The following is a 23236-nucleotide window of genomic DNA, read 5'->3' on the forward strand; positions in this document are numbered from 1 at the left end:
GACCTCGCCCCCACGGGGTCAACGCTGGGGCATTGGGAGGCTTGGGCCTAGGACTGCACGGTTTGGTTGAACCGCTCAATCCATTCAGCCCGCTGGGGGTTGATGGTGGGCCAATCGAGGTTGTGGGCCATGGCGATGAAGTCATCCACCGACTCGATACCCATGGAGGCCAACTGGGGCGGTAGTTCCACGGTGTTGTTGGAGGGGATGTAGAAGTAGGGTGCACCCGTCACCTTGGCTTGGGCGGCAGCGCTGAGCATGGCATCCACGTAGGCCACGGCGCGATCAAGTCCAGCCGCCGGGTTTTTCACAATGTTGAGGCTATAGCGGGCAGCGGCGATACCGCTCTCCAGGTTAGCAATGGCCATGGGCACACCCCGTTCCGCCAGGGTAAGCACGTCGTTGTGCCACATGGGGCCAATATCTACTTCGCCTTGCTGGAAGAGGGTGAGGAGTGCGCCGGGGTTCGCCGCCACACCGCTCACCCGGGGCAGCATTTCGGCCACCGCCTCAAAGGCAGGCTCGATGTTGTCTTCGCCACCCCCCAGCACCTTGGCGAGTTCTACCATGAAGGAAGTACCCAAAATGCTGTTGAGGCTGACCAGTCCCAATTGAGCGTTTAGGTTGGGGTCGAGCATCGCTTCCCAGGAGGTGGGGGGCGTTTGCACCCGCTCGGTGTTGTAGGCCAGCACAATGCCCTGGGCGTAGAAAATTGGCGCGAGGCCCTGGGCACTGAGGAAGGCCGGATTCACATCGCTGCTGTTGGGGCTTTTGTCCATCGGGAAGGGCTGGAGCAGGTCTTCAGCTACAGCCACGGCATTTTGCCCGTCGTCCAAAATCAGCACATCAAAGGGAGGGTTATTGGGAGAGGCCTTCACCCGCGCAATTTGCTCGAAGGCTAACAAAGGCTGAGCACTGACGCTCACTCCGGTCTGCTCTGCAACCACCGGAGCCAACGCTTCCCGAAATAGGCTATCTGTGGTGCCAGGGAAAGAGGCAACAATGAGTTCACCTTCAACGCCACTGGCCGCCGTTGAAGTGGCGCTGCCCTGGGGGGCCGAGGCATCGCAACCTTTCAGCGCCCAACTAGCCCCCAAAAACAAACCCGCGCCCAAAACAGAGCGACGGGAAATCCGCTGAATAGATCGGTTGTTCACGTTCTAGAGACCTCTCTGGATAGTAGCTAGACAAACACTAGGCATCTGTCAACGCCTGCCTTACCACCTCTGCCCAGGATGCTGAAACAGAGACGGCACGGGGCAACCTTAGCCCCAAGCCCTGGCTAATTTTTCCCAAAGTTAACTTTTCTCAAAACCTGGGTAGTATTCTGTATACAGACAAGTTCCAGAGGCGTCCGTAGTCCAGGCTACCGTTTTGGCAAGAGAGTCATCTAACCCCCAGGCCCATTGCAGGCTGCGCGCAGCCCCCATGGAGAGAAGAGGGGCGGGGGGATCTTCATAGTGCACTTCCATGCCCTTCGTCCGGACGCAGTCTGCTACCGCACGTCCTACGGAGAGGACGTCAAAGCCTGACCTTGATAGACCTGAGCCATGTTTTGGTTATGGAAAACCTGCTTAAATTCCACGGAGATAGAGAGTGTAATCATCGCAAAAAAAATCCAGAAGAAGTCATTTTGAGCCAATAGGGATGGCTCGGCTAGGTTAGTTTGAACTAAAAATATCAGAGCTATAATGACCCAAAAATAATCCAAACAGAATTTTTGTCGGACTAATAAATAAGCTTTAATCAAAGTAGACCAGTAGATTCCCAAGAAGATCAGAAACCCAAGAAGGCCGAGCTGAAGCAAAAAGTCTAGGTAGCCATGGTGAGAGTGAGTCACTGGCCATCGAACAGCTACCGTACCGTTAACCAGGCTAACGGCCCATAGCTGTTCTCCCTTGAGTCCTGATCTAAGCACCGATCTGAGTACCGCTGAGTACCGAGGAAAATTTGCTCATCATTGGGGGATGCCGCTTTACACCAGGGTTGTCGCGTTGCTGACCCATGATTTGAAGGCTCTGCCATGGGCTGCGTGGCTAGGGATGGAGATAATAGCGGCTATCAAGGGGCTTGAGAAGAGGGAGGAGCCTTACCAGGGGATGGGGCAAGGGCCATAAAAATTTCCCCAACGGCGATGCCATTTTGGGGAGTAAACAGCCCATAATAGGGGTCGGTGAACAGAAGGGAGCGCAAACCATGCCAAGAACGCCCAGTGAATACGTGATTCACATGCTGTTTGACGGGGGCCACCACGAAGAAGTGCGCTTCTCCTCCATCCAGGATTTTCAGAAGTGGTACAGCGGCGAGCTCATGCCCAAGGCCAGTTCCGACGAATTTATTACGGTGCCCCTGCCCAAGGTCAATCCGGGAGAATACATGGTGATCCGGCCTTCCCGCCTCACCGCCATTCGGGTGGAACCTGTGTTCAGTTCCAGCGTCGAACGATTTTAGCCTGCCTGCCGTGAACCGACGGCGGCAGGAGGTTGCTTCACAGGATAGAAGGCATGGGTAACAAGGCATGGCGGCAGCAACATCTGCGGCTTGGAACGCTGGGGCTAGCGGCGGGGTTGGCGTTGATTGTGGGGCTAGAGGGAGCTTTGGCGCGAACGGCGGAGCGGCTGGAGCATCGTCCGGCTACCGTTGAGGGCACCCTTCACCCTAGGGAGACCCAGAGGCCCCTCGCCCAGGCCACGGTGTTGCCCGACCCTACGCCCATTGTGCCCTTGCGGCCTCTCCCTGCGTCGGATGCTGCCCGTGTTTGGGCCACGGTGACGCTGCCCCAGGATCGCCGCCCCCTGCTGCAAGCCATTCAGCATAGTTTCACTTACCTCGCGACGCCTAAGGCCAGGGCCGACTACCAGGCCCACCCCACCCCCGGCGTGACCCATGATCGGGTGGAGCGCAGTCTGCGTCGTTTGCGGCATTTGGTGCAGCATAGCCCCAACGATGCCGCCTTCCAAGCGGCCCTGACCCGAGAGTTCGTGCTGTATCAGTCCGTGGGTCGAGATGGGGCTGGAGAGGTGGGGTTTACGGGCTATTTCGAGCCCTACTATGCCGCTAGCCCCGTGCCCACCGCCGAGTTTCGCTATCCCCTCTATCGCCGCCCTGCCGATCTGGAGTCTTGGCCCACGCCCCACCCCACCCGCCTTCAGTTGGAGGGGGCCGATGGCTTGCAAGGGAGTCAGGGGCCGCTGCGGGGGCTGGAGTTGGTCTGGCTGGCCAGTCGCCTAGAGGCGTTTTTGGTGCAGGTGCAGGGGTCGGCCAAGCTGGGGTTGCCCGATGGCCAGGTGATGACCGTGGGCTTTGCGGGCCGCACCGATTATCCCTACACCAGCATTGGCCGCGCCCTGATCGAGTCTGGGAAAATTGCCGCCGAAGACCTGTCGCTGCCCAACCTGCTGGCCTACTTTGAGGTCCACCCCGACGAACTCGATATCTACATCCCCAAAAACGACCGATTTATCTTTTTCCGTTCCACCGATGGCGGGCCACCCACGGGTAGCCTCAGCGTTCCCGTCACCGCTGGCTACTCCATTGCCACAGATAAGTCTCTAATGCCGCCCGGAGCCATGGCATTGATCCAAGCGCCCCTGCCCCAGCACACCCCAGACGGCGACTGGGAGCACCCACCCACCACCCGCCTTGTGCTCGACCAAGATACGGGCGGAGCCATCCTTGGCCCCGGTCGGGTCGATCTGTTTGTGGGCTCTGGCCCCGAAGCCGGGGAACTGGCAGGCCGGATTAATCATCCCGGACAGCTTTACTACCTCCTGCTGCGGCCCTAGCTTTGTCCTGGGGTCAGCCCCCTAGCGGCGACAGGTGGGACGATTATCCCCTGGACTTTGGATGGTGCCTAACCAGGGAACCCTGGATAGACCTAGCCAGGATGATACAGCCCTCGGCGGGTGGTGGTGTAGCCACAGGCCACCAGCGATTCCGCTAGCTTGGTGGCACAGGCAATGCCGTCGAGAACGGGCACCCCAAGTTCTGCGGCTATCTGGCTGGCCATTCCGGTAACGGGGCCACCACCCAAAATCAACACATCAGCTCCGTCGTGGTCGAGGGCCTGTTGTCCGGCGGTGCGGCAGGCGGTGATAGCTTGGGTGGGGTCGGCGAGCATGGCGGCATGGCTAACGGGGGCAATCCGCACGGAGGCAAGGCGGGTGTGGAGGCCATAGTGGCGGGCCAAATCGGCAATGGTGACGGCATTGTGAGGGCCGAAGGTGACGATGCTGTAGGATCCGCCCAGCAGGTGGGCGCTGAGCATAGCGGCTTCGGCCATCCCCACCACCGGAATCGACAGCTCGTGGCGGGCGGCCTTTAGTCCTGGATCGCCAAAACAGCCGATGATAGCCGCATCGTGATCATGGGCCTGGGCTTTGAGGGCCACCACCGTTTCCACCGCCGCCGTTGCGAACTCCCAGTGGGTGCGAATCACCGGGGTTCCTGCCGCCGTTAGCCCAGTAATGGTGGTCTTTGGGGCCGCGACCGTGCGGGCCACGGCAACCATGCGATCCGTCACCGCCTCGGTGGAGTTGCTGTTAACCAGTAGAAGTTTCATGGGCGTGGTCATCGCTGATGGGGAAAGCCAGCTTCATCGTGGGTTGACCAGGGCTGAATCGTCAACCCCTATGGCCCACTGGTTGGGGGCCATCCATGGGGAGGGGCACGAAATCGGCTATGGTCGGTCAGGGAATGCCTGGGCTCAGCCCCATGCGGTGCGGTGGCTAGGCCCAATTAGACCAGGGCATGAGGATGCGGATCGTGGATATGGCCACTGTTGCTCTACTGTTTGCCGTTGCCGTTGTGGCGGGCTGTGTCGATACCATCGCAGGCGGTGGTGGGCTGATTACCCTCCCAGCGCTGCTGATGACGGGGATGCCCCCGGCGATGGCTCTGGCAACCAGTAAGCTCCAGGCCACCGGGGGATCCGTCACCGCGACGCTCTTTTTTCTGAGACGGCAGGCCATCCAACTGACCGCCCATCGCTGGGCCATAGCCACCACGTTTTTGGGGGCAACCCTAGGGGGATGGCTGGTGCTGACCCTGGACGCCAGCCTTCTAGCCCGCCTGATTCCCTTTTTGCTGATGGCCCTGGGCACCTACTTTGCCCTTTCTCCCCAGGTGGGGCAGATGGATCAGCAGCAACGGCTAGGATCGACACCCTTCGCCCTGACCATTGCGCCCCTGATTGGCTTCTACGACGGCTTCTTTGGCCCCGGCACCGGGATGTTTATGGCCCTAGCCTTTGTGGGCCTGCGCGGCTATAACCTTACCAAGGCCACCGCCCACACCAAATTGCTGAACGCCACCAGCAACGTGGCCGCCCTTCTGTATTTCATGGTGTTTGGCCAGATCGATTGGCGGGCCGGACTGGCCATGTTTGTGGGGCAGTTGCTCGGAGCCCTGCTGGGGGGCAGGCTTGTGCTGAAGCATGGCCCATGGCTGATTCGGCCCATGATTACGGGGGTCTGCTTTGTCCTGGCCCTCAGACTGCTGCTGGCACCGCCCCCGTGATGCCAGAAATTTCCATCCATCCGCTTTGATTTCTGAAGAGAGGATGTCACACTCAGAAAACAGTGGACGATAGAAAAACCTTGGCGAGAAAACCAATGAACATGAAGCGATGGGGTCAGGCGGTGTGGGGATCCTTGGCGCTGGGGCTAGCGCTGAGTGGTCAGGTTCCAGCCCAAGCCGCAGACACCGTGATTTTAGAATTTGGCCCCTTCAGTCGGTCGGTATCGGTGTCGGCCCTGGAGGAATTTGCCCAGGGCAACGATGCCAGTCGAGAATTGGCCCCGCTGCTGCGCCGCCTTACCCCCGACCAACGGGAAGGGCTGCGGACTGGGCTAACGGCCAGCCGGGATGTGGAACTGGTTCCCCTCAGCCAGTGGTTCAACGACCCCATGGGGGAACAGTCCCTCTCCTTTTTGGGCCAGATGATCCGCACCCAGGCGCGGCTGAACGGCCAGCAAGCGCTGCGGGCGGCGGTGGTTAAGGCGGCGGCGGAAGACAACACCCTCTCCCTGCTAGATGTGATTCGCCATTTCCCGACGGGTACCCTGCGGCTAGACCTGGCCCAACTGCTTTTCAGCGCCCAGCAAACCCTAGATGAAGCCGCCCTCACCCATCAGGTGCTCGAAGCCGTGCGAACCCAGTCTCAGCAGGACGCCGCCCAGCAAATCCTTGACACCGCTGGCCTGCCCGACCTCACCCAACCCGGCCCCCATGGCCACCGTCAGGTGTCGCTGCAACTGACGGATCCAGCCCGCAACCGCACCATTCCGGTGGAGGTGGTGGTGCCCCAGGATGTGGCCACCGTCCCCGGCCCGATTCCGGTGGTGGTGCTGTCCCACGGCCTAGGCGACCACCCCGAAAGCTTCTTGGATGTGGCGGCCCACGCGGCTTCCCACGGTGTAGTCATGGTGTTGCCCGAACACATTGGCAGCAACTTTAGACAGCAGCAGGCCATGCTCAACGGTGTTGCCCGCGAGAGCTTTCTACCCGAAGAATTCCTCGACCGTCCCCTGGACGTCCGGTTTATGCTGGACGAACTGAGCCGCCGCAACGCCGATACCTTTGGCGGACGGCTGAACTTAGAGCGGGTGGCCGTAGTGGGCCACTCCTTTGGGGGCTACACGGCTCTAGCCTTGGCCGGGGCTACCATCGACTTCGAGCGCCTAGCCCAGCGCTGCGCCCCCAACACCAACATCGTGGCGGATGTGGCCTTGCTCTTAGAATGCCGCGCCTTGGCCCTGCAATCTCAGCCCGCCGTGGTCGAGCAACTGGCCACGGGGGTAGCCGATGATCGGGTGGCCTTGGTGATGGCCTTTGCCCCAGTAGCCAACCTCTTTGGCCCCACGGGGATGGCGAATATCCAGCGTCCGGTCATGATTTTGGGAGGAGCCCTCGATATTGTGGCTCCGGTGGTGCCCCAGCAAGTATCAGCCTTTAGCTGGCTAACCACCCCCGACCGCTACCTCTACCTGGCGGACAACAGCTCCCACAGCCCTGCGTTTACCCGATCCATCAGCCAATTGCTCAACTTTGACCAAGACCTCGACCGCAGCCTCGATGAGGCCCTCAGCATCTCACGGGGGGTAAACAAAGCGCTCATTGTGGCCTTCACCCAGGTCTATGCGGCTAACCGAGAGGAGTTTACCCCCTTTCTCACCGCCCGCTACGCAGAAACCGCCAGTGCTGATCCCTTCCGCTTCCACATGGTTCAAGCCCTACCCGCCGACATCCTGCCGCTGCTCACACCCTAGCGCTACCCCAGGCTTCGGGGCAGCGTGTCTAGAATCGACCGAAAATCAGCCAAATTGCCCTATTCAGGCGGCTCTCCTTGGGCCTAGTCTAGCCCCAGTTCTCGCTTCAGCAGGGTGATGGATTTTTCGCCGATGTAGTTGTCGCACACCACCAGGTGGGGCGGACGAATCAGGTCATCACGGGCGGCGGCGATGGTTTTCTTCACCGTGGGCAGGCTGGCTTCGTCAAACACCACGATGGTTTGGGCACTGCGCACCACGGCACCGAGTTTATAGCTGTCTTCGGTTTGGGCGGTCATCACCAAAATGTCGTCGCCGCGCAGGCTGTAGCTAATCACCTCCGCCGCCCGCAAAATGCCCGTGCTGAGGCTGACCATGCCGAGGCAAGTGCCCTGGGGCAAATCCTTCAGCAGGCTGAGTTCTTTTTTGTAGTCGTAAATGTCAACAGCAATCACCCGTACCGATTTGGGGGCGGCGATGGCCTCGGCTTCGTTAATGAAGTAGCGGCTTGTCACCACCGTGCCAGACCGAGCCTGGGCCAGCACCGCATCCAATTCCTCTAGGGGCACCAGTTGTAGGGGAATTTTGAGCGCTGCCTCCAGTTCCCGCACAATCAGTTGGCCCGCGCCGATGTCTTGGCTGGGCACCGTCACCAGCACCCGCGCACTGCACCGCAGCCGCCAGTCAATTTCTGCCAAAAACAACTCCCGCGCCTGGTTGAGGGAACAGCCCTGGCGCAGCAACTCATCCAAACCCGATTCCACCACCGACCGCGCCTGGGGAAACTCATCCCACAGGGCCGACTGGGGCCGCGCACTTTCCCCCACCCCCTGCTCCCGCACGTAGATGCCGGATCCGGGCAGGGCTTCTACTACTCCGGCATCCTCAAGCTGGCGGTAGACCTTGCTGATGGTGTTGCGGTGTAGGCCCGTGTGCATCGCCAGTTGGCGGGTGCTGGGCAGTCGGTATCCGGGGGGATACTGCCGGGAGGCAATGGCAAACCAAATTTGGTCGTAGAGCTGGGTCGAAGCGGGAATGTCGCTATCGGGCTGAATATGAAACTGCACCACCACACTTACCTCCGAACAAAGGCCACGGGATTGATTGTCGGTTTGTCCTTAGAGACTTAGAACATGGCTAAGCCCCTGCGGCCCTCACCCTAAATCCCTCTCCCCCTGGAGGAGGGACTGTGAAGGAACTTTCCGGCTCCCCTCTCCCGTCCTGGGAGAGGGGCTGGGGGTGAGGGCTCTTCTCCATTGATCCACAGGCCGTACTGCTAATTTAGGACGAAACCTCCACAACGCGCCGTCATCTTTCCCTGGCCGTAGGGCCGCGCAATAATTTTTGACATTTGCCCCAGCCCCAGCGGTAAGGTAAGGGATGTTGATCATCCCCAGCCGCCATGTCTTCCCTTGTCCGTAGCGCCACCGTTTCCATCACCAGCGGCGACCTGTCTATCCCCGCCTATCTGGCCGAACCCTCCCGTGAGGGCCACTTTGGCGGCGTGGTGGTCATCCAAGAAGTCTTTGGCGTCAACAGCCACATCCGCGACGTGACGGAACGCATCGCCGGAGCGGGCTACGTGGCCATCGCTCCCCACATCTACCACCGCCAAGCCCCCCACTTTGAGGTGGACTACACCGACGAGGGCTTAACCCAGGGCCGTCAATACAAAACGGGCACCCACGCCGAGGAACTGCTGAGCGACGTGCAGGGGGCGATTGACTTCCTGCTGGCCAAGGACAACGTGCGTCCCGGCGGCGTGGGCTGCATTGGGTTTTGCTTTGGGGGCCATGTGGCCTACCTGGCGGCGACCCTGCCCCAGGTGAAGGCCACCGCCTCCTTCTACGGTGCGGGCATCGTCAACAGCACACCGGGCGGCGGCGAACCCACCCTCAGCCGCACGGGCGACATCGGCGGCACCCTCTACGGCTTCTTTGGCGACCAGGATCCGCTGATTTCCCTGGAGGAAGTGGATCAGATGGAGGAGGCGCTGAAGGCCCATCAGGTGCCCCACCAAATCTTCCGCTACCCCGACGCCGACCACGGTTTCTTCTGCGACCAGCGCTACAGCTACAACGCCGCCGCCGCCCAAGACGCCTGGGAACGGGTGCTGGATTTATTCAGCAAAACCCTCTAGCCTCAACAGCACCAAAAGCGCAGGGTTTCATCGGCACTGGCACTGACGATCATGCGGCTATCGGGGGTAAAGGCGAGGGCCGTTACCGACCAATCGTGGCGCATCGGTTGCCCCGGATCAGGTTCCCCCAAGCTCAACTGGGCCAAATTCATCAGGGTCAGTCGTCCGGCCTCGGTGCCGATAGCGAGCCACTGCCCATCAGAACTCAAGGCCAAAGCCGTAATCGAGGTGGAAAACCGTTGGATCAGCGATCCCTGATCAGAAGCTTGCGCCGTCCACACCTGCACATTGCCCTGGGCATCGCCGCTGACGATGCGGCCATCCTGGGGGTGGCAAGCCAGGGCCGTAATCGGGGCTTTGGGGGCGGTGATGGTGTGGCTCAGCCGTCCGGCGGGCAGCGACCACAGGCGAATCGTGCGGTCTTGGCCACCGCTGATCAGAAGCTTGTCGGTCACGTTAACGGCCAGGGTCGTCACGGCAGCTTGGTGATGCACCAACACCTTGGGCTGAAACTGCTGCGAGGGGGACACCAGATAAATCCGCCCATCGCCACAGGCCACCGCCAGGGTATCGCCGTCGGGGCCTAAAGCCAGGGCCGACACCTGCCAACTCGTGAGGGGAAGCCGTTGACGATCACCTGGATGGGCCAAATTCCACTGAATCACCTGCCCATCTTCGCCGCCGCTAATCACCGTTTCGTTAGCGCCAAACGTCACTGCGTTCACCTTGCCCCGATGCCCCGGTCTGCGCAGGGTTTTGCGAAACTGGTGCAAAAGCTGACCATTGGTACAGTCCCACAGGCGCACCGACCCATCCGCACAGGCCGCCGCCAGGGTGCAACCTTGGGGGCTGATGGCTAAATCCTGAACCACAATTCCGGGGAGATCGATGCGGTGGCGGGCTTGCCACGTGGGGGGTGGGGTAGGGGCGAGGTCTCCTCGTCCCACAGGAGTCGGGTAGGGGCGAAGTCTCCTCGTCCCCAAGAACTTTGGCATCGGGAAGGCTTTGCCTGGGGAAGACGGGACTGGGGAAAGACTGCCCCATCGCAGGTCGGCCATCACCTCCTGGGCGCTGCGGTAGCGTTCCTTCAGGCGACGGTTCACCATTCGGTCTAGAACGCGGGTCAGGGCAGGGCTGATGGGTTGGGTAAGGAACGGTTGCCAGATCCAGGCATCCTCGCCCACGGCATAGAGGTCGAAGGGATGAAGCCCGGTCAGCAGGTGCAGGGCAGTGAGGCCGAGGCTGAAAATATCGCTGGCAAAGACGGCCTTGCCGAGGGTTTGTTCGGGGGCGGCATAGCCCGCACTGCCGATCACAGTTCCGGTTTGGGCCATCGCCTCCAGGTTCACGGTTTTGGACGCGCCAAAATCCACCAGCACCCAGGGCCGATCATCCGAGGGGGCGATGATGTTGGCGGGTTTGATGTCGCGGTGGATGACCTGATGCTCGTGGACAAATTGCAGCACAGGCAGCAGGTCGCTCAGCAGGCGGCGAATCTGGGCTTCCTCTAGCGGCGGATTCAGTTGGTCGAGGTTGGGGCCAGGGATGTATTCCTGCACTAAAAACTGACCTTGTTCGGTATCCAAGGCTTCTAACAGCCGGGGAATTTGGGGATGGTAGCCCAGGGTGGCGAGCTGTTCGGCCTCCTGCCAAAACCGTTGTCGTTGTGCTTCAGGCGTTTTATCTTGGCGAAAACCTTTGGAATCTGGCCAAAGCTGCTTGATGACGCAAACTTCCGGCGGCTGAACGCCCTCATCCACCGCCCGATAGGTACGGCCAAAGCCCCCCTGCCCCAGCACCGCCCCACACCGATAGCGCTGATTCAGCCGCAAAGGCGCACCGCAAGACTGGCACCGCAGGGCCGCAGCCGGGTTAACGGGCTGGGCACATTGGGGGTTAAGGCAGAGGCTGTCCATAGGTAGGACGGATGAAAGGTAACGCCATCCTACTGAAGATTCGGCAAGATTTGGCTTGGGTAACAACAGGCAATTATCGAGGGAGCCTCCGAGTCTGTATTGGTGGAGGTGCTTGATTTTCTCCAGTTTTTGCAGGCTAAGCAGGCTGAAGATGCTGCTGATCTTCAAGCGGCCCGTGAAGCTCTGGCGACCGTGGCCACGGAAGGTACGGTGTCTTGGGACGCCCTCAAGGCCGATGTCGGGCTATGAGCTATCGCCTGGAGTTCACCAAGCCTGCTGCCAAACAATTTAAGGCGCTTCCTCTGCCAGTACAGCAACGGCTGCAATCCAAAATGGAGGTCGCGGTATGAAAAAAATTAGCTACAGCAAAGATGTGGATGCCCTGCTGATAGAGCTATCCCAGGAACCCATCGCCTACGCCGAAAAAAATGGTCAGGTGATTCTCCACTACTCCCCCGACGACAAACTCGTTTTGGTTGAAATCCTTGATTTCAGGCGTTTTATGTCGGAAGATGCGGTGGCCGCTCTCCTGGCTTCTTAGAGCTTTGGTGCATTGCGGCCAGGGGGTTGATTGCATCGTCCCACAAGATATCGATGCCGCGAATGCACCCTACGCTGGGGTAGAAAGCTGCGCCACAAAAGCCTGATGTTCTGGAGATCGCAGCCCCCTTTGCAGCACCGTTAACACCTGGGCCATATCGCCGGAAAGTATCGCCCCCGTCGCTAACCACAGCCCCGGAAATCGCTGGCTGCGGATTACGCCCTCGTTGTCTATGGGCAGGGGTTGATAGTCGCCTTCGGTGAGGTGGTACCAGTCAATTTTTTGCTCAAACGCTTGCCATACCAGGTATTCTGCCACCCCATTGCGGCGATAGGCTTGTTTTTTGGCCCCTAGGTCAATGGCGGCGCTGCTGGCGGCAATTTCGATTACAAGTTCCGGTGTGCCCTCTAGGTAGCCGTCTGCATCCACGCGGGTTTGGCCCCCGGCAGCTTCGTTAATCAGCAGCACAACATCGGGTTGTAGCTCGTTATTCCAATCGAGGCGCACGGTGGGTTCGATACCTAGGCTTAGCCCAGGGGTCATCACCTGATACGTCCACACCCAACCATGGATGCGGCTGTGGGGTTCGGCGTGTTGTTGAAACCGCAGGGGTGAGGCCACGTAGACAACTCCTTCAATCAGTTCGGCCTGGGTGACGGGGGCAGTGGCATAGCGACGCTCAAACTCTGGGCGAGTCAGACGGTCGCCGCTTTCGAGGGGTGGGGCCACCGTGGGTTTGGCCGATTGAACGGAAGTCGCGGGAGTGGTCGTCATGGGACGGGGCATTGGTAGGGTGGTTCTATGCTAGCCAATGGCCTGGAGTGTGGGATACATCCTGATCGTTGAGCATACCAGTCTCTCAGCACACACCATCTCTAACCGCATCGCATCAAGGCATCCCATCAAGATTTTGCCGCTCTACTACCTTGAATGGTTAAGCCCGCCACTTGAGCAGTTGCGTTTTGACGGGAGTAACAAACTCTCGCGATTCGTCCTGGGAGCGCTGGTATTCCTTTTTAAGCTGATAGTACCAGCGGGCCAGGGTGTCGGAATCTTTGATCAGCCGCAGCACCGATTCGTGTTTTAGCCCCTCCTGTTGTTTGATCACCACATCCCGATCCTGTCCTAAGAAGGAGCGAATCAGGGTTGGCAAAATGGGCTTCAGCAGGTTGCCCCAGGGGATATCCCAATAGAGCTGAAAGGTAACGTCAGTTTGGTCGTCGGTGAGGGGCGTGACGGTGGTTAGGTTTACGACCCGGTTTTTGGGGGTCGTGGTTTCTTCGGTGCGTACCCCCGGCAGGTAAAAGATGATCTCGTTTTCGGGTAGGCCGCCAATTAACCAGTAGCCTCGGCCCATGTGTTCGGGCATTTGGTGACGACGCATGGTGAAGCCGTAGGGCGAGGGGTCGAACCATTTGATTTCGTCGTTGAGGGTGCCGCCCCGCCACCACCAGGAACGATGGACAAAGGGCGAGTGGGCCGGGTCCATTAACCCCACCACGGCATGGTCGATGTAGCAGGGAAAGCGCATGGTGTAGGTGACGTTGGGGGCCACCTCATCGCCAAAACCGGGCACCCTGGGCACGTCGAATCGGGGCGGTTGGGCCTTTGTGCGGTCGGGGTCGGGGATATACACCCAAAGGTTGCCCTGCACTTCTTTGACCTCGTAGCTGCGCACGTCAAAGCGGCTCAGATCCATCTCCTGCTCTGGCATCAACGACGGAATTTCGGCGCACTTGCCATGCTCATCAAAGCGCCAGCCGTGGTAGCAGCACTGCACGGTCTCGCCATCGTACCAGCCGCAGCTTAGGGGAACCGCCCGGTGGGGGCAAAGGTCGCGGATGGCAAAGGCTTTGCCCTGGTTGGTGCGGCCAAACAAAATCGGCTCGTTGAGCAGGGTCTTGGCCACCATTTTCCCGCGCTTGAGGTCGGCGCTGGGCATGGCATGGTACCAAATATTACGCAGCAGATAAATATCGTTGACAGCAACCACAGGCCCTAAGCTCTTTGATGAAAATAGCCTTTACAATACTATCGCGCCGTTCAATGGCTCATGATGATTTTGAACAGCAAGGGTGTGCTTCTGCCCCAAAATTAAGGCAGATTAATGCGATAAAACCGCCCTTGTCCTAGCTGTCTCCCCCAAGGAGAGGCGTAGGCAAGGGCGGTATGCCCAGGATAATCCAGATGTCTAGTCGAGGTAGCCCATCAGCACGGACGGACGGGGATCGATCACGTCGTTGGGCGCAATGGGGCGATCACCGGGAAGCGTATGGAGGTCGGAAATAATTAGGGTACTCACGCCGACCGGACGGTGGCCGGGTAGGGTATCGAGGGTGGAGATCATGAACGTATTGGCCCCAATGGGACGCTGACCCGCCTGATCGAGGGTGCCCACAATTTCAAAGCTGCTGAGGGCAATGGGCCGATGGTTGGGCAGGCTATCGGTTTCCACCAAGCGAGTTTCGTCATCCAGAACAAATACCACCCCACTGTCGCCAGCTTTCACCAATCCTCCTTCCGAGGTGTTGCGCTTGGCTCGGCTAGGACGTCGAGGGCTGGTCTCTTTTTCTGGGGTTTCGGGGTTGCTGGCGTCGTTGGGGGTAGTCATCGGTATTAAAGTCCTTATTGCAACAGGCCGTCACCAGGAGGGCGACCGCCGGGGTGAATATCAAGGCCGCACCCTCGGCTAGCCGAGGTAGCTCACTGCTGCCCGAAGTTAGGGAAACAGGATGCTTAAGAGATAATTATACGTCGAGGGCTGTCCCTCTCAGTTTATGAATGATTATCAATGCTATAAGGGCGCAGCGGCTAAGGGGGCATCCGGGGTGGGCCGTCACCGACCGGAAGGGCGGCTTTCCCTACCGCAATTCTAGGGCAACCCTCTCCCAGGGGTAGAATCTTGGCCTATAATAAACGAAAGAGTTCACCCAGGGGGCTGTAACGGTTTCGACGTTTTGACGAAAGTCACGCTGTGATACAGGCCGAGAGGGAGTCCACTCTCGTTAATCCAGGCTCAAAACAAACGTAAGTGCGAACAACATCGTTCCTTTTGCTCGTAAAGCTGCACCTGTTGCCGCTTAACTAAAACTCTTTTAGCGAGCGTTCATAGTTTGACTCCGTTAAGGACTATGGACAAAACCCCAACGGATGCACTGACAGGCGTTCTCTAGTGAGTCTGTCGGCTAAGCTTTCATTAGAGCATCCCACCGTCCGGGATAAGTGGCGGTTCCTGCCCCAAGGATTAGCGGGGCTAAGCCTGTGAATGAGTGGTGTGTTAATACTCAAAGCGGACACGGGTTCGACTCCCGTCAGCTCCATTCCTACAACATGTGTTTGATTATTAAATATTTTTCCAAGTAAGAGACTCAATGTTGGGTCTCTTTTTGCATCTGCCTATACTGAGAAGGTAGCCCTAGGCTACGGAAGGTTGGCAACGCTTAGGGAGGTCGATCTTCCTGAAAGTTGTCTGCTGCTATTGTTTTTTTTAAGAGTTTTAGGAACATGCAATTCCCCGTCTGGCCTTACCTAAACCAACCCATCTTTAACCGTAACCACCAGGCGATTTATAATCCCTGGCGATTTTGGCGTACCTACCAAGTGCGATTTCTAGAGCGTTGCTGGCTGCGGGAATATCGTCCTGAGGAACATTACAAATCTTAGTTTAAATGTCGCAAAAAAACTAAGAATTCCTGACGTTTAACTCGATCCAAGCAACCGTTGTGATTCCCCCTAAAAGACGGCAGTGTGCCCAGGTGTAGGGAGAGCATTGGCTCATCGGTTATCACTAACTTCAAATTTCGCTACATTAAGATACACACAACACCGGATGGGCGAATTGGCGACAGCTATGGTAAATGGGATCGCAACCTGGCAAGAGGTGACGGGCAACTGGATTTTGATGCCTCCCCGCCCTCGGGGTATTATCCATTTTCTCGGCGGGGCGTTTGTGGCAGCGGCCCCCAGCGTGACCTACCGCTGGTTGCTAGAGAACCTGGCAAGCCAGGGCTACATCATTGTGGCTACTCCCTTCATCAATACCTTTGACCACGAAGCAATTGCGGAGGAAGTCCTGATTACCTTCAGTCAGGCCCTGCGCTATCTGGATCGACGGCTCGGCATCAATGATCCGTATCTGCCCATCTATGGCCTAGGGCACAGCATGGGTTGCAAGGTACACCTCCTGATTAACAGTCTGTGGGAGGTGGATCGGGCGGGAAACATCTACATGAGCTTTAACAACTACCCAGCCAAACGGTCGATTCCTTTTTTAGAGCAGGTGGCGCAGTTTAGTCCTGCGCTGGATGTGGAGTTTACTCCCGGCCCGGAGGCGACGCTAGCCCTCGTGCGGGATCAGTATCCGGTAGCGCACAATCTGCTGATCAAGTTTCGGAACGACACCATCGACCAAACCCGACCGCTGGCGGATACGCTGGTGCCGCGCTTTCCACAGCAGACGACGGTGCAGATCCTTCAGGGTAGCCACACAACGCCTATTGCTCAAGATATTGGCTGGCAGCCAGGGGATTCGTTTTCGCCCCTCGATGCCCTAGGCCAATTTGTGAAGCAGGAGTTTTATCGGGATCTAAACCAGCTCAAGCAGACACTTTTGACCTGGCTGGCCGAGCCTATCGTCCCTCCCAAGGCGACGCCCATTGCCCTCAAACGAAAGGGAGCCGAGACACCCTAGGAGGGTGGCAAGCCGTGTCCCTCCAGGTGGGTGCGAGTCAACAGCGAACGAGACGGTTAGGTTGGCAATGCTCAGGCTGACTCCCCCTGAAGCAGGCGCATCATTTTGGCCACCATGGCGAGGCTTTCTTCGTAGAGCACATCTTCGCCCCAGCGCTGGAGTTGTTGGCCCAGCATGAAGTCCGCCTTTTGGTCGGAGAGGGCCGTCACCTGTTCTACTTGGCACGCCTGGGCACCGCCCCCCGCCTCCATGCGCATACAGCCTGTGGTTTCGGAGCAAAGGATGGTGCAGCAGTTGGCGCACTCGTTGGTGGAGAGTAGGCGAATTCCGGTGAGGTCGCCGATTACTTCGCCGGAGTCGGCTACGGGAATGCCCGCCAGTTCCGCCTCAATTTCGATGCCATTTGGCCCCCGGAAGTGCAGGGTTTTGAGGTTGTAGACGCCCCCTTGTTCGGTGTAGTCCACGGGTTCCCACCCCAGGCGACTAGCAAACCAGCCTAGGTACATCAGGGCTTGGGCGGCGTTGCCCTGCTCGTAATCGACGCTGATGCGGTCTACATCCTTGAGGGATTCGCGGCGTTCCGGGGGGTCGTAGGCGGCGGCAGTGAGTTCTTGCCACGGGGCCAAACGGTGCCAGTTGAGGTCGGCGATGGTGATGCCTTCTTCGATCAGGCACTGCATGGTGTGAAGTTCGGCTTCGGCATCACTGAAATAGCTGGAATCGACGATGATGCAGTTGCTGGATTTAGCCAGGTTTTGGAAAATCGGCTGCTCTGGGCTAGGGGTGGCCTTCCACCACACAAACCGGGGCAGTTCCGGCAGAATCAAAGACGCCACCAGGTCGCTCACCCGTTCCAACGCCGCCTTGGTGCCGCGCAGGGTGATGTACTCGCAGCAAATCAGGTTGCTGGTGCTTTTCTTTTGCACGGGGCAGTAGGCGGAAACCTGGGCTGTCACCCCGGTATCTTCGCCGAAGGTGGGGCAGAGGGTGATGACGCGACAGGGGTTATGGGCGGAGATGGATTCGCTGAGGTTGAAGCCGCGCAGGTCGGGGTTTGGGTATTCCTTTTGGATTTGGGAAAGCTGGCTATACTCCTCGCGCACCCTGGCCAAGGTGGGTGGATCGATGCGTCCCGTCACCCGCAAATCATAGGCGATCTGGGCCTGACGAATGCCCTCACGGGTGAGGGGGCCGTGGTTGCCGTCGATGGGGCCGGGGTAGAATTCCAGGGCTGCGAGGACTTGCTGCACCTCCTCCGGCTCATAGATCACCATGGTAAAGGTGCTGGCGCGGGTGGCCACGGGGGCGGCGGCTCCGGCATCCTGCTGTCGCCAGATATTTCGCAGTTCCGATTCAATCTCGTCGATGGAAATGTCCTTGGGGCGCTGGAGCGCAACGGTGGGGGTCATGGTCATGGCGGTTTGGGGAGTTAGGGGTTAGGGAGCAGGGAGTGGGGAAGAGAGTGGATTTCTTGTCCCCCTCTCCCACCTTGGGAGAGGGGCTAGGGGAGAGGGCCTCCGGGGCTAGGGGTGTAGCTTACTTCCCAAAGGGTGGGCTACAACCTGCGCCAGCGGCGACCGTCTTTGTTGAGCAAAAACTCCGCTTCCATTGGCCCCCAGGTTCCGGCTTCGTACATGGGGATGGCGGCGGGATCGGCGGGGGCGTCCCACACTTGCAGCAGGGGGGTGAGCAAGCGCCAGGAGGCTTCCACTTCGTCGCCCCGGGTGAACAGGGTTTGGTCGGCTAGCATACAGTCCACGATCAGGCGAGCGTAGGCATCGGTGTTGGCTTGGCCAAAGGCGGCATCGTAGCGGAAGTCCATATCCACCGAGCGCGTCCGCAGGGAGTTGCCGGGGGTTTTGACCTCAAACCGCATAGAAATACCCTCGTCGGGCTGAATCCGCAGGGCCAAGACGTTGTGGTTCATCTGCTGGGCGGCAGACTGGAACATTAGGTGGGGCACTTCCTTAAAGTGGATAGAAATTTCGCTCACCTTTTTGGGCATTCGCTTTCCGGTACGCATGTAGAAGGGCACCCCCTTCCAGCGCCAGTTGTCGATTTCCAGCTTGAGGGCGCTGAAGGTTTGCACCGTGGATTCAGGATTTGCGCCCTCCTCCTCACGGTAGCCCGGTACCGATTGCCCCTTCATCCATCCGGCGGAATATTGCCCCCGCACAGCGCTTTGGCTAAGGTCGTCAATATCTGAGAGTCGGGTGGCTTGCAGAACTTTCGTTTTTTCGTTGCGAATGCTGTCGGCATCGAGGGAGTTGGGCGGCTCCATTGCCGTCAGACAAAACAACTGCATCAGGTGGTTTTGCACCATGTCCCGCAGGGCACCGGAGGTTTCGTAGTAGCCCGCCCGTCCTTCTAGGCCCACGGTTTCCGCCACGGTAATTTGGACGTGATCCACAAACTGCCGATTCCACAGCGGCTCGAAAATGGCGTTGGCAAAGCGAAACACCATCAAGTTTTGGACGGTTTCTTTGCCGAGGTAGTGGTCGATGCGGTAGATCTGCCGTTCGTCGCACACCTTCTGTACCACCCGGTTCAGCACCTGGGCCGAGGCCAGATCTTTGCCGAAGGGTTTTTCGATGATCAGCCGCTGCTTGTCGGGGTCTTCCAGCATCCCTGCCGCCCCAAGCTGCTGGGTGGCTTCCCCAAAAAAGCGGGGGGCCACCGAGAGGTAAAACACCCGATTGCCCTTGGTGCCCCGCTGCTCGTCCAGTTCTGCCAGCAGAGTTTTCAGGGTTTGGTAAGACTCCGGGTTGTCAATATCCCCAGGGCAGTAGTACAGCCCCTTGGCAAAATCCTCCCACACCGCCTCATGGCCGATGCCGTTGCCAAATTCCTCGATGCCCTCGCGCAGGTGCTCCCGGAAGAAGTCGTGGCTCCATTCCCGCCGCGCCACGCCTACAATCGTGAGCTCTGGGGGCAAGCGCCGCTCCCGCCGCATTTGGTAAATGGCGGGGACAATTTTGCGCTGGGTGAGGTCGCCAGAGGCCCCAAAAATCACCAGGATTTGCGGCTCCGGGATGCGGTCTTGCTGAAGGCCAACCCGCAGGGGATTTTCAATCAAAGACACCATAAGCGTTGGGGGTAGGGAGTAGGGGCAGTTGTAACCAAAGCCGTCGCGACTCAGAAGGCCAGCGTGGGTGAACCCAATGGGCCCACGTTGTTATTGTGGCGGCACTTGCCAAGAATCTGCCCATACTATAGATGGTCTTAATCAACGGCGCGGGGCTTCCAGTACCCATGTGATTGATGGAGCCATGCAAGACAAAAGCGCCTAGCCGGATTCGTCTTGGCCTCTTGATTTTAAGGCAGTCCATTCACCCACGCCCTGGAAAGCCCGTAAGTTAGCATCAAAACTTGGCTTGGCGGAGACAGCCATGGTCATAGCCCACTTCAGGGGAACTTCTCGTCCGTTGCACCAGTCATGGGCCGATGGCCCGCCCTGCATCGTCGCGACTTGTTAGGAGCAAGAAACCATCATGATCACCACTACCCACCTTAAAATCGGCGAAGTGTCACGCCAGACTGGGGTGGCCGTCGGTGCTCTGCGCTACTACGAAAGCCTGGGCCTCATTACCTCCCAGCGCGGCCAGAACGGCTACCGATACTACGCCCCCACCACCGTGCAGCAGGTGGAGTTCATCAAAAAAGCCCAGGCCCTCGGATTTTCCCTAGAAGACATTAAGGAGGTGTTGACAGTACATCAGCAAGGCCACACCCCTTGTCACTTTGTCCAGTCCCTCTTGCAGCAAAAAATTGATCATCTAGAGGCCCAAATTCATCAAATGACAGTCTTCAAAGCAGAACTCGAACAGTACCAGGATCAATGGGCCAGCCATCCCCCCCAGACGACCGATGGGGAGATTTGCCCCCTCATCGAAACCGTTTCCTTGGCATAGTCAAAGGCGGTGATAAGCTACCCTAGCCCTCTTAGGGCATCCTGCTACTCATTCCGTTTTCCCTGTGTTAGCCAGCCTTGCGTTCTGGGAATACTTTGGCTATCCCCAACATAGTCTCGATGGATGAAAGACTATGACGTATCTCCAACTTACACAGCAGACAATCAAGAACTTAAGAAAGGTATCCGGTTCTATCCCCGACAGGATGCCCATCTTTTGGAAAGGATTCAGAATGTCCCTAGACGAAGCTTGTGAGGTGATTACCGCGCTAGAGCAGGCCAAGGCCAGACGCATTGAGCGCTATCGGAACTCTCAGGTAGGCTCTCAAATTACAGCCATGGCTTTTGAAGGAACGAAAGGGGCATTGCAAGTCACCGCTAAGGGTCTGAAACTTAACCCTATTACCGCCTTAGCAGGAATTATTGTGGATGCAGCGGAAAGAGGTATTGATGCAACTGGTGGCCTGATCGTTGATGGCATCAGTACAAGCAGTGCTACCATTAACCTCCCAGTTGTTCAAGAACTGGAAGAGGCTATCCAGCAGCTTAACAAGCTCGTCTCTGATGCCCAAGCCTCGAACTTATAGAGCAACAGCAGGAGACTCATAGGGTAAGCCAGCCCATCGTCAAAATACCCGTTTAACCCAATACTTAGGGGATTCTGCGTATCCCTGGCGGGCATAGAAGCGATGGGCTTGCAGACGGCGGCTGTGGCTGTGGACTTCAAGGCGATCACACCCCCGCTCTTGGGCAAGTTGATAGGCTTGTTCCTCTAGGGCGGTGCCAACGCCTTGTCCTCTGGCTTCAGGGCTGACGCAGAGATAGCTGATGCGGCAAAAGTCCCCCGGCAGGGCCAGTTGGGGGATGAAATGCAGGGAAATCACACCCACTACGGCCTGCTCAACCTCGGCTACCAGCAGCACGGCATCGTCGTGATCAAGCTGGCGCTGAATGCTGCGGTTGAGAAAATCAAGCTCAACGGGATAGCCTAAGGCATCGAGGAGCATGGCTATCACCGCACTGTCTGCTACAGTGGCGGGCCGGATGTGGATGGATCGCATGGCTAGAGGGCTAGGGGTAGGCCGTTGTGAAACACCAGCAACTCGCCGGATTTGATGGGCGTCCACTGTTCGTTATCGGTTAGGTGGGTGGTGGCGATGATGGCGACTCGGTCGCTGGGGGTGGTGAGTTCTTGAAAGTTCACCGTCAGGTCTTCGTCAATCAGGTGGGCGGCAGCAAAGGGCGCTTGCCGCACGATGTAGCAGAGCTTGGTAGAGCAGTGGGCAAAAAAGTGTTCCCCGTCGGAGAGCAGGTAGTTGAAAATGCCGTGCTGGGCAATGTCGGCGGTGATGGTTTTGAGGGCCGAGTAGAGGTCGGTGATCGGGGGCTTGCCCTGGGGAAACCGCTGGCGCAGACGGTTGAGGATTTGGCAAAAGGCGCGTTCGCTGTCGGTTTGGCCCACGGCTTGATGGAGGCCGGGATTAACCGCCAGGGTGGGGACATCGCCGTTGTGGGCAAACACCCAGTAGCGGCCCCACAGTTCGCGCTTAAAGGGGTGGCAGTTTTCTAGCCCCACTGGCCCCACCGTGGCCTTGCGAATGTGGGCAATCACGTTCATGGATTTGATCGGATACTGCCGCACCAAGGTAGCAATGGGGGAGGTACTGGAGGGGTTGTCATCCAAAAACACCCGGCAACCCAGTCCTTCAAAAAAAGCAATGCCCCAGCCGTCTTTGTGGTCGTCGGTTTTGCCACCCCTGGCACAAAAGCCTTCAAAGGAGAAGCAAATATCCGTTGGCACGTTGCAGTTCATTCCGAGGAGTTGGCACATGCGGATGGTGGGGATGGGGTGGCACGACTCCCGAAAAATTTTAGCGGATGTTCTGGATCAAAGTTCCTCGTCGGCCAGTTCGCGCTCTAGCTCTAGGCTGAGGGGTTGGGCCAGTTCTTCGGTGGCCGAGGCTTCCAGGGCCAGGGGTTCGGCCACGGCTTCTTCCTGCTTGGCCTCCAGGTTGATGGGCAGGCGTAGGGGTTGTTCTTCCTCCATTGCCGCCTGGGGCAGGGAGTCCGCCAAGTCATCCAAGGGCCGAGGAATCACCATTACTGCATGGAGTTCGCCGATGCGTTCCGCTTCGTGCATTCCGGCTTCGATGGCAATGGCCACGTTGGGCAATGAGCCGCGAATCAAAATCGTACAGAGCCCGTCGCCAATGGTTTCGTGGGAAATCAGCTCCACATCGGCGGATTTGGTCATGGCATCCGCTGCGCCCACCATGGCCGGAAAGCCCCGCGTTTCCAAGAGCCCAATGGCTTGACTGCCCAGCCGACTTTTGCCTTCGCGCCGCAGTTGTTCCCACCGGGCACAGATGGGCAGCACTGCTTCCAGATTAGGCAAAGGCCGAGGAATCAGGCTGGAGGACGCCGTTTGGCCCGCCTCTTCCACCGCTTCGACGCCCGCCGAAACCGCCATCCGCACGTTGGCCACCCCGCCCCGCACAATGGCCGTACAAAGGCCACTTCCGGTTTTTTCGTAGCCGACGAGATACACATCAGCGGCCTTCAGCATGGCATCCGCCGCCTTCACTACCACCGGAAACCCCGCTGCCGACACCATGCCCAGGGCCGAGCCACGGTACTTGTCAAACCGACTTTTAGGCTCCGACTGACTGGCGGGAGGGGTGGCCAGGTTCAGCTTAGCCTTGGGGGCCAATTTCAAGTCTTGTTTTGAGGCTAATTTACCGTCGGCTTGCATAGAGCGCCTCTAGGGGATG

Annotated in this window: 22 protein-coding genes and 1 other RNA gene; 11 read left to right on the plus strand and 12 right to left on the minus strand. The window is 58.6% G+C overall.

The window, feature by feature from the left end; all coding sequences use genetic code 11:
- Positions 1 to 47: 47 nt before the first annotated feature.
- Positions 48 to 1157, minus strand: coding sequence for an extracellular solute-binding protein (locus tag GFS31_RS10655; protein ID WP_198804816.1), 1110 nt, complete (start codon positions 1155 to 1157; stop codon positions 48 to 50).
- 1039 nt (positions 1158 to 2196) lie between these two features.
- Between GFS31_RS10655 and GFS31_RS10660 the strand changes: the two genes are divergently transcribed.
- The gene (locus GFS31_RS10660; RefSeq protein WP_198804817.1) at positions 2197 to 2451 is read left to right on the plus strand and encodes a hypothetical protein; all 255 of its coding nucleotides are present in this window, start codon (positions 2197 to 2199) and stop codon (positions 2449 to 2451) included.
- A 53-nt stretch (positions 2452 to 2504) separates the two neighbouring features.
- The gene (locus tag GFS31_RS10665) at positions 2505 to 3785 is read left to right on the plus strand and encodes a murein transglycosylase A (RefSeq protein WP_198804818.1); all 1281 of its coding nucleotides are present in this window, start codon (positions 2505 to 2507) and stop codon (positions 3783 to 3785) included.
- Between the two features lie 92 nt (positions 3786 to 3877).
- On the opposite strand, the gene GFS31_RS10670 is transcribed toward GFS31_RS10665, so the two are convergent.
- Positions 3878 to 4561 (minus strand): aspartate/glutamate racemase family protein, encoded by a 684-nt coding sequence (locus GFS31_RS10670; RefSeq protein WP_198804819.1) that lies wholly within the window; start codon positions 4559 to 4561, stop codon positions 3878 to 3880.
- A 209-nt stretch (positions 4562 to 4770) separates the two neighbouring features.
- Here GFS31_RS10670 and GFS31_RS10675 point away from each other — a divergent pair, with 209 nt between their 5' ends.
- Complete coding sequence (locus GFS31_RS10675) at positions 4771 to 5517, plus strand: TSUP family transporter (RefSeq protein ID WP_198804820.1); 747 nt, start codon at positions 4771 to 4773, stop codon at positions 5515 to 5517.
- A 95-nt stretch (positions 5518 to 5612) separates the two neighbouring features.
- On the plus strand, positions 5613 to 7268 hold the full coding sequence (locus tag GFS31_RS10680; protein WP_198804821.1) for an alpha/beta hydrolase: 1656 nt from the start codon (positions 5613 to 5615) through the stop codon (positions 7266 to 7268).
- Positions 7269 to 7351: 83 nt separating this feature from the next.
- Here the strand turns inward: GFS31_RS10680 and GFS31_RS10685 are convergent, their stop codons facing one another.
- On the minus strand, positions 7352 to 8338 hold the full coding sequence (locus GFS31_RS10685; RefSeq protein WP_198804822.1) for a GntR family transcriptional regulator: 987 nt from the start codon (positions 8336 to 8338) through the stop codon (positions 7352 to 7354).
- 332 nt (positions 8339 to 8670) lie between these two features.
- Between GFS31_RS10685 and GFS31_RS10690 the strand changes: the two genes are divergently transcribed.
- Complete coding sequence (locus tag GFS31_RS10690; RefSeq protein WP_198804823.1) at positions 8671 to 9408, plus strand: dienelactone hydrolase family protein; 738 nt, start codon at positions 8671 to 8673, stop codon at positions 9406 to 9408.
- 2 nt (positions 9409 to 9410) lie between these two features.
- On the opposite strand, the gene GFS31_RS10695 is transcribed toward GFS31_RS10690, so the two are convergent.
- Complete coding sequence (locus GFS31_RS10695; protein ID WP_198804824.1) at positions 9411 to 11324, minus strand: WD40 repeat domain-containing serine/threonine-protein kinase; 1914 nt, start codon at positions 11322 to 11324, stop codon at positions 9411 to 9413.
- Between the two features lie 99 nt (positions 11325 to 11423).
- On the opposite strand from GFS31_RS10695, the gene GFS31_RS10700 reads away from it, so the two are divergent.
- Complete coding sequence (locus tag GFS31_RS10700; RefSeq protein WP_198804825.1) at positions 11424 to 11573, plus strand: hypothetical protein; 150 nt, start codon at positions 11424 to 11426, stop codon at positions 11571 to 11573.
- A gap of 97 nt (positions 11574 to 11670) precedes the next feature.
- The gene (locus tag GFS31_RS10705; RefSeq protein WP_198804826.1) at positions 11671 to 11865 is read left to right on the plus strand and encodes a DUF2283 domain-containing protein; all 195 of its coding nucleotides are present in this window, start codon (positions 11671 to 11673) and stop codon (positions 11863 to 11865) included.
- Between the two features lie 69 nt (positions 11866 to 11934).
- Here the strand turns inward: GFS31_RS10705 and GFS31_RS10710 are convergent, their stop codons facing one another.
- The 3 genes from GFS31_RS10710 to GFS31_RS10720 form a co-directional block, all read right to left on the minus strand.
- Positions 11935 to 12639 (minus strand): Uma2 family endonuclease, encoded by a 705-nt coding sequence (locus tag GFS31_RS10710; protein WP_198804827.1) that lies wholly within the window; start codon positions 12637 to 12639, stop codon positions 11935 to 11937.
- A 160-nt stretch (positions 12640 to 12799) separates the two neighbouring features.
- Entirely contained in the window at positions 12800 to 13858 is a 1059-nt protein-coding gene (locus GFS31_RS10715; protein ID WP_198804828.1) for an aromatic ring-hydroxylating oxygenase subunit alpha, read from the minus strand.
- A 198-nt stretch (positions 13859 to 14056) separates the two neighbouring features.
- On the minus strand, positions 14057 to 14476 hold the full coding sequence (locus tag GFS31_RS10720) for a hypothetical protein (protein ID WP_198804829.1): 420 nt from the start codon (positions 14474 to 14476) through the stop codon (positions 14057 to 14059).
- Positions 14477 to 14799: 323 nt separating this feature from the next.
- On the opposite strand from GFS31_RS10720, the gene ssrA reads away from it, so the two are divergent.
- Both ssrA and GFS31_RS10730 read left to right on the plus strand, forming a co-directional pair.
- Positions 14800 to 15188: a transfer-messenger RNA gene (ssrA, locus tag GFS31_RS10725) on the plus strand.
- Between the two features lie 527 nt (positions 15189 to 15715).
- On the plus strand, positions 15716 to 16555 hold the full coding sequence (locus tag GFS31_RS10730; RefSeq protein WP_198804830.1) for a DUF1350 family protein: 840 nt from the start codon (positions 15716 to 15718) through the stop codon (positions 16553 to 16555).
- Positions 16556 to 16626: 71 nt separating this feature from the next.
- On the opposite strand, the gene opcA is transcribed toward GFS31_RS10730, so the two are convergent.
- Together opcA and zwf are read right to left on the minus strand one after the other, a co-directional pair.
- Positions 16627 to 17970 carry a glucose-6-phosphate dehydrogenase assembly protein OpcA gene (gene opcA / locus GFS31_RS10735; protein ID WP_198804831.1) on the minus strand — a complete coding sequence of 448 codons (1344 nt, stop codon included), beginning with the start codon at positions 17968 to 17970 and terminating at the stop codon, positions 16627 to 16629.
- Positions 17971 to 18110: 140 nt separating this feature from the next.
- On the minus strand, positions 18111 to 19640 hold the full coding sequence (gene zwf, locus GFS31_RS10740; RefSeq protein ID WP_198804832.1) for a glucose-6-phosphate dehydrogenase: 1530 nt from the start codon (positions 19638 to 19640) through the stop codon (positions 18111 to 18113).
- A 406-nt stretch (positions 19641 to 20046) separates the two neighbouring features.
- Between zwf and GFS31_RS10745 the strand changes: the two genes are divergently transcribed.
- Positions 20047 to 20466 carry a heavy metal-responsive transcriptional regulator gene (locus GFS31_RS10745; RefSeq protein ID WP_198804833.1) on the plus strand — a complete coding sequence of 140 codons (420 nt, stop codon included), beginning with the start codon at positions 20047 to 20049 and terminating at the stop codon, positions 20464 to 20466.
- 133 nt (positions 20467 to 20599) lie between these two features.
- Positions 20600 to 21052: a hypothetical protein gene (locus GFS31_RS10750; protein WP_198804834.1), complete on the plus strand. Its 453-nt coding sequence runs from the start codon at positions 20600 to 20602 to the stop codon at positions 21050 to 21052.
- 39 nt (positions 21053 to 21091) lie between these two features.
- On the opposite strand, the gene GFS31_RS10755 is transcribed toward GFS31_RS10750, so the two are convergent.
- The 3 genes from GFS31_RS10755 to GFS31_RS21675 are packed head-to-tail and all read right to left on the minus strand — an operon-like array spanning position 21092 to position 23217.
- Positions 21092 to 21526 (minus strand): GNAT family N-acetyltransferase, encoded by a 435-nt coding sequence (locus tag GFS31_RS10755; RefSeq protein WP_198804835.1) that lies wholly within the window; start codon positions 21524 to 21526, stop codon positions 21092 to 21094.
- A gap of 2 nt (positions 21527 to 21528) precedes the next feature.
- Positions 21529 to 22296 (minus strand): class II glutamine amidotransferase, encoded by a 768-nt coding sequence (locus tag GFS31_RS10760; protein WP_198804836.1) that lies wholly within the window; start codon positions 22294 to 22296, stop codon positions 21529 to 21531.
- Between the two features lie 57 nt (positions 22297 to 22353).
- The gene (locus GFS31_RS21675; protein WP_198804837.1) at positions 22354 to 23217 is read right to left on the minus strand and encodes a BMC domain-containing protein; all 864 of its coding nucleotides are present in this window, start codon (positions 23215 to 23217) and stop codon (positions 22354 to 22356) included.
- Between the last annotated feature and the right edge of the window lie 19 nt (positions 23218 to 23236).

Origin of the sequence: Leptolyngbya sp. BL0902 (assembly GCF_016403105.1) — a bacterium.
Taxonomy (GTDB): Bacteria; Cyanobacteriota; Cyanobacteriia; order Phormidesmidales; family Phormidesmidaceae; genus Nodosilinea.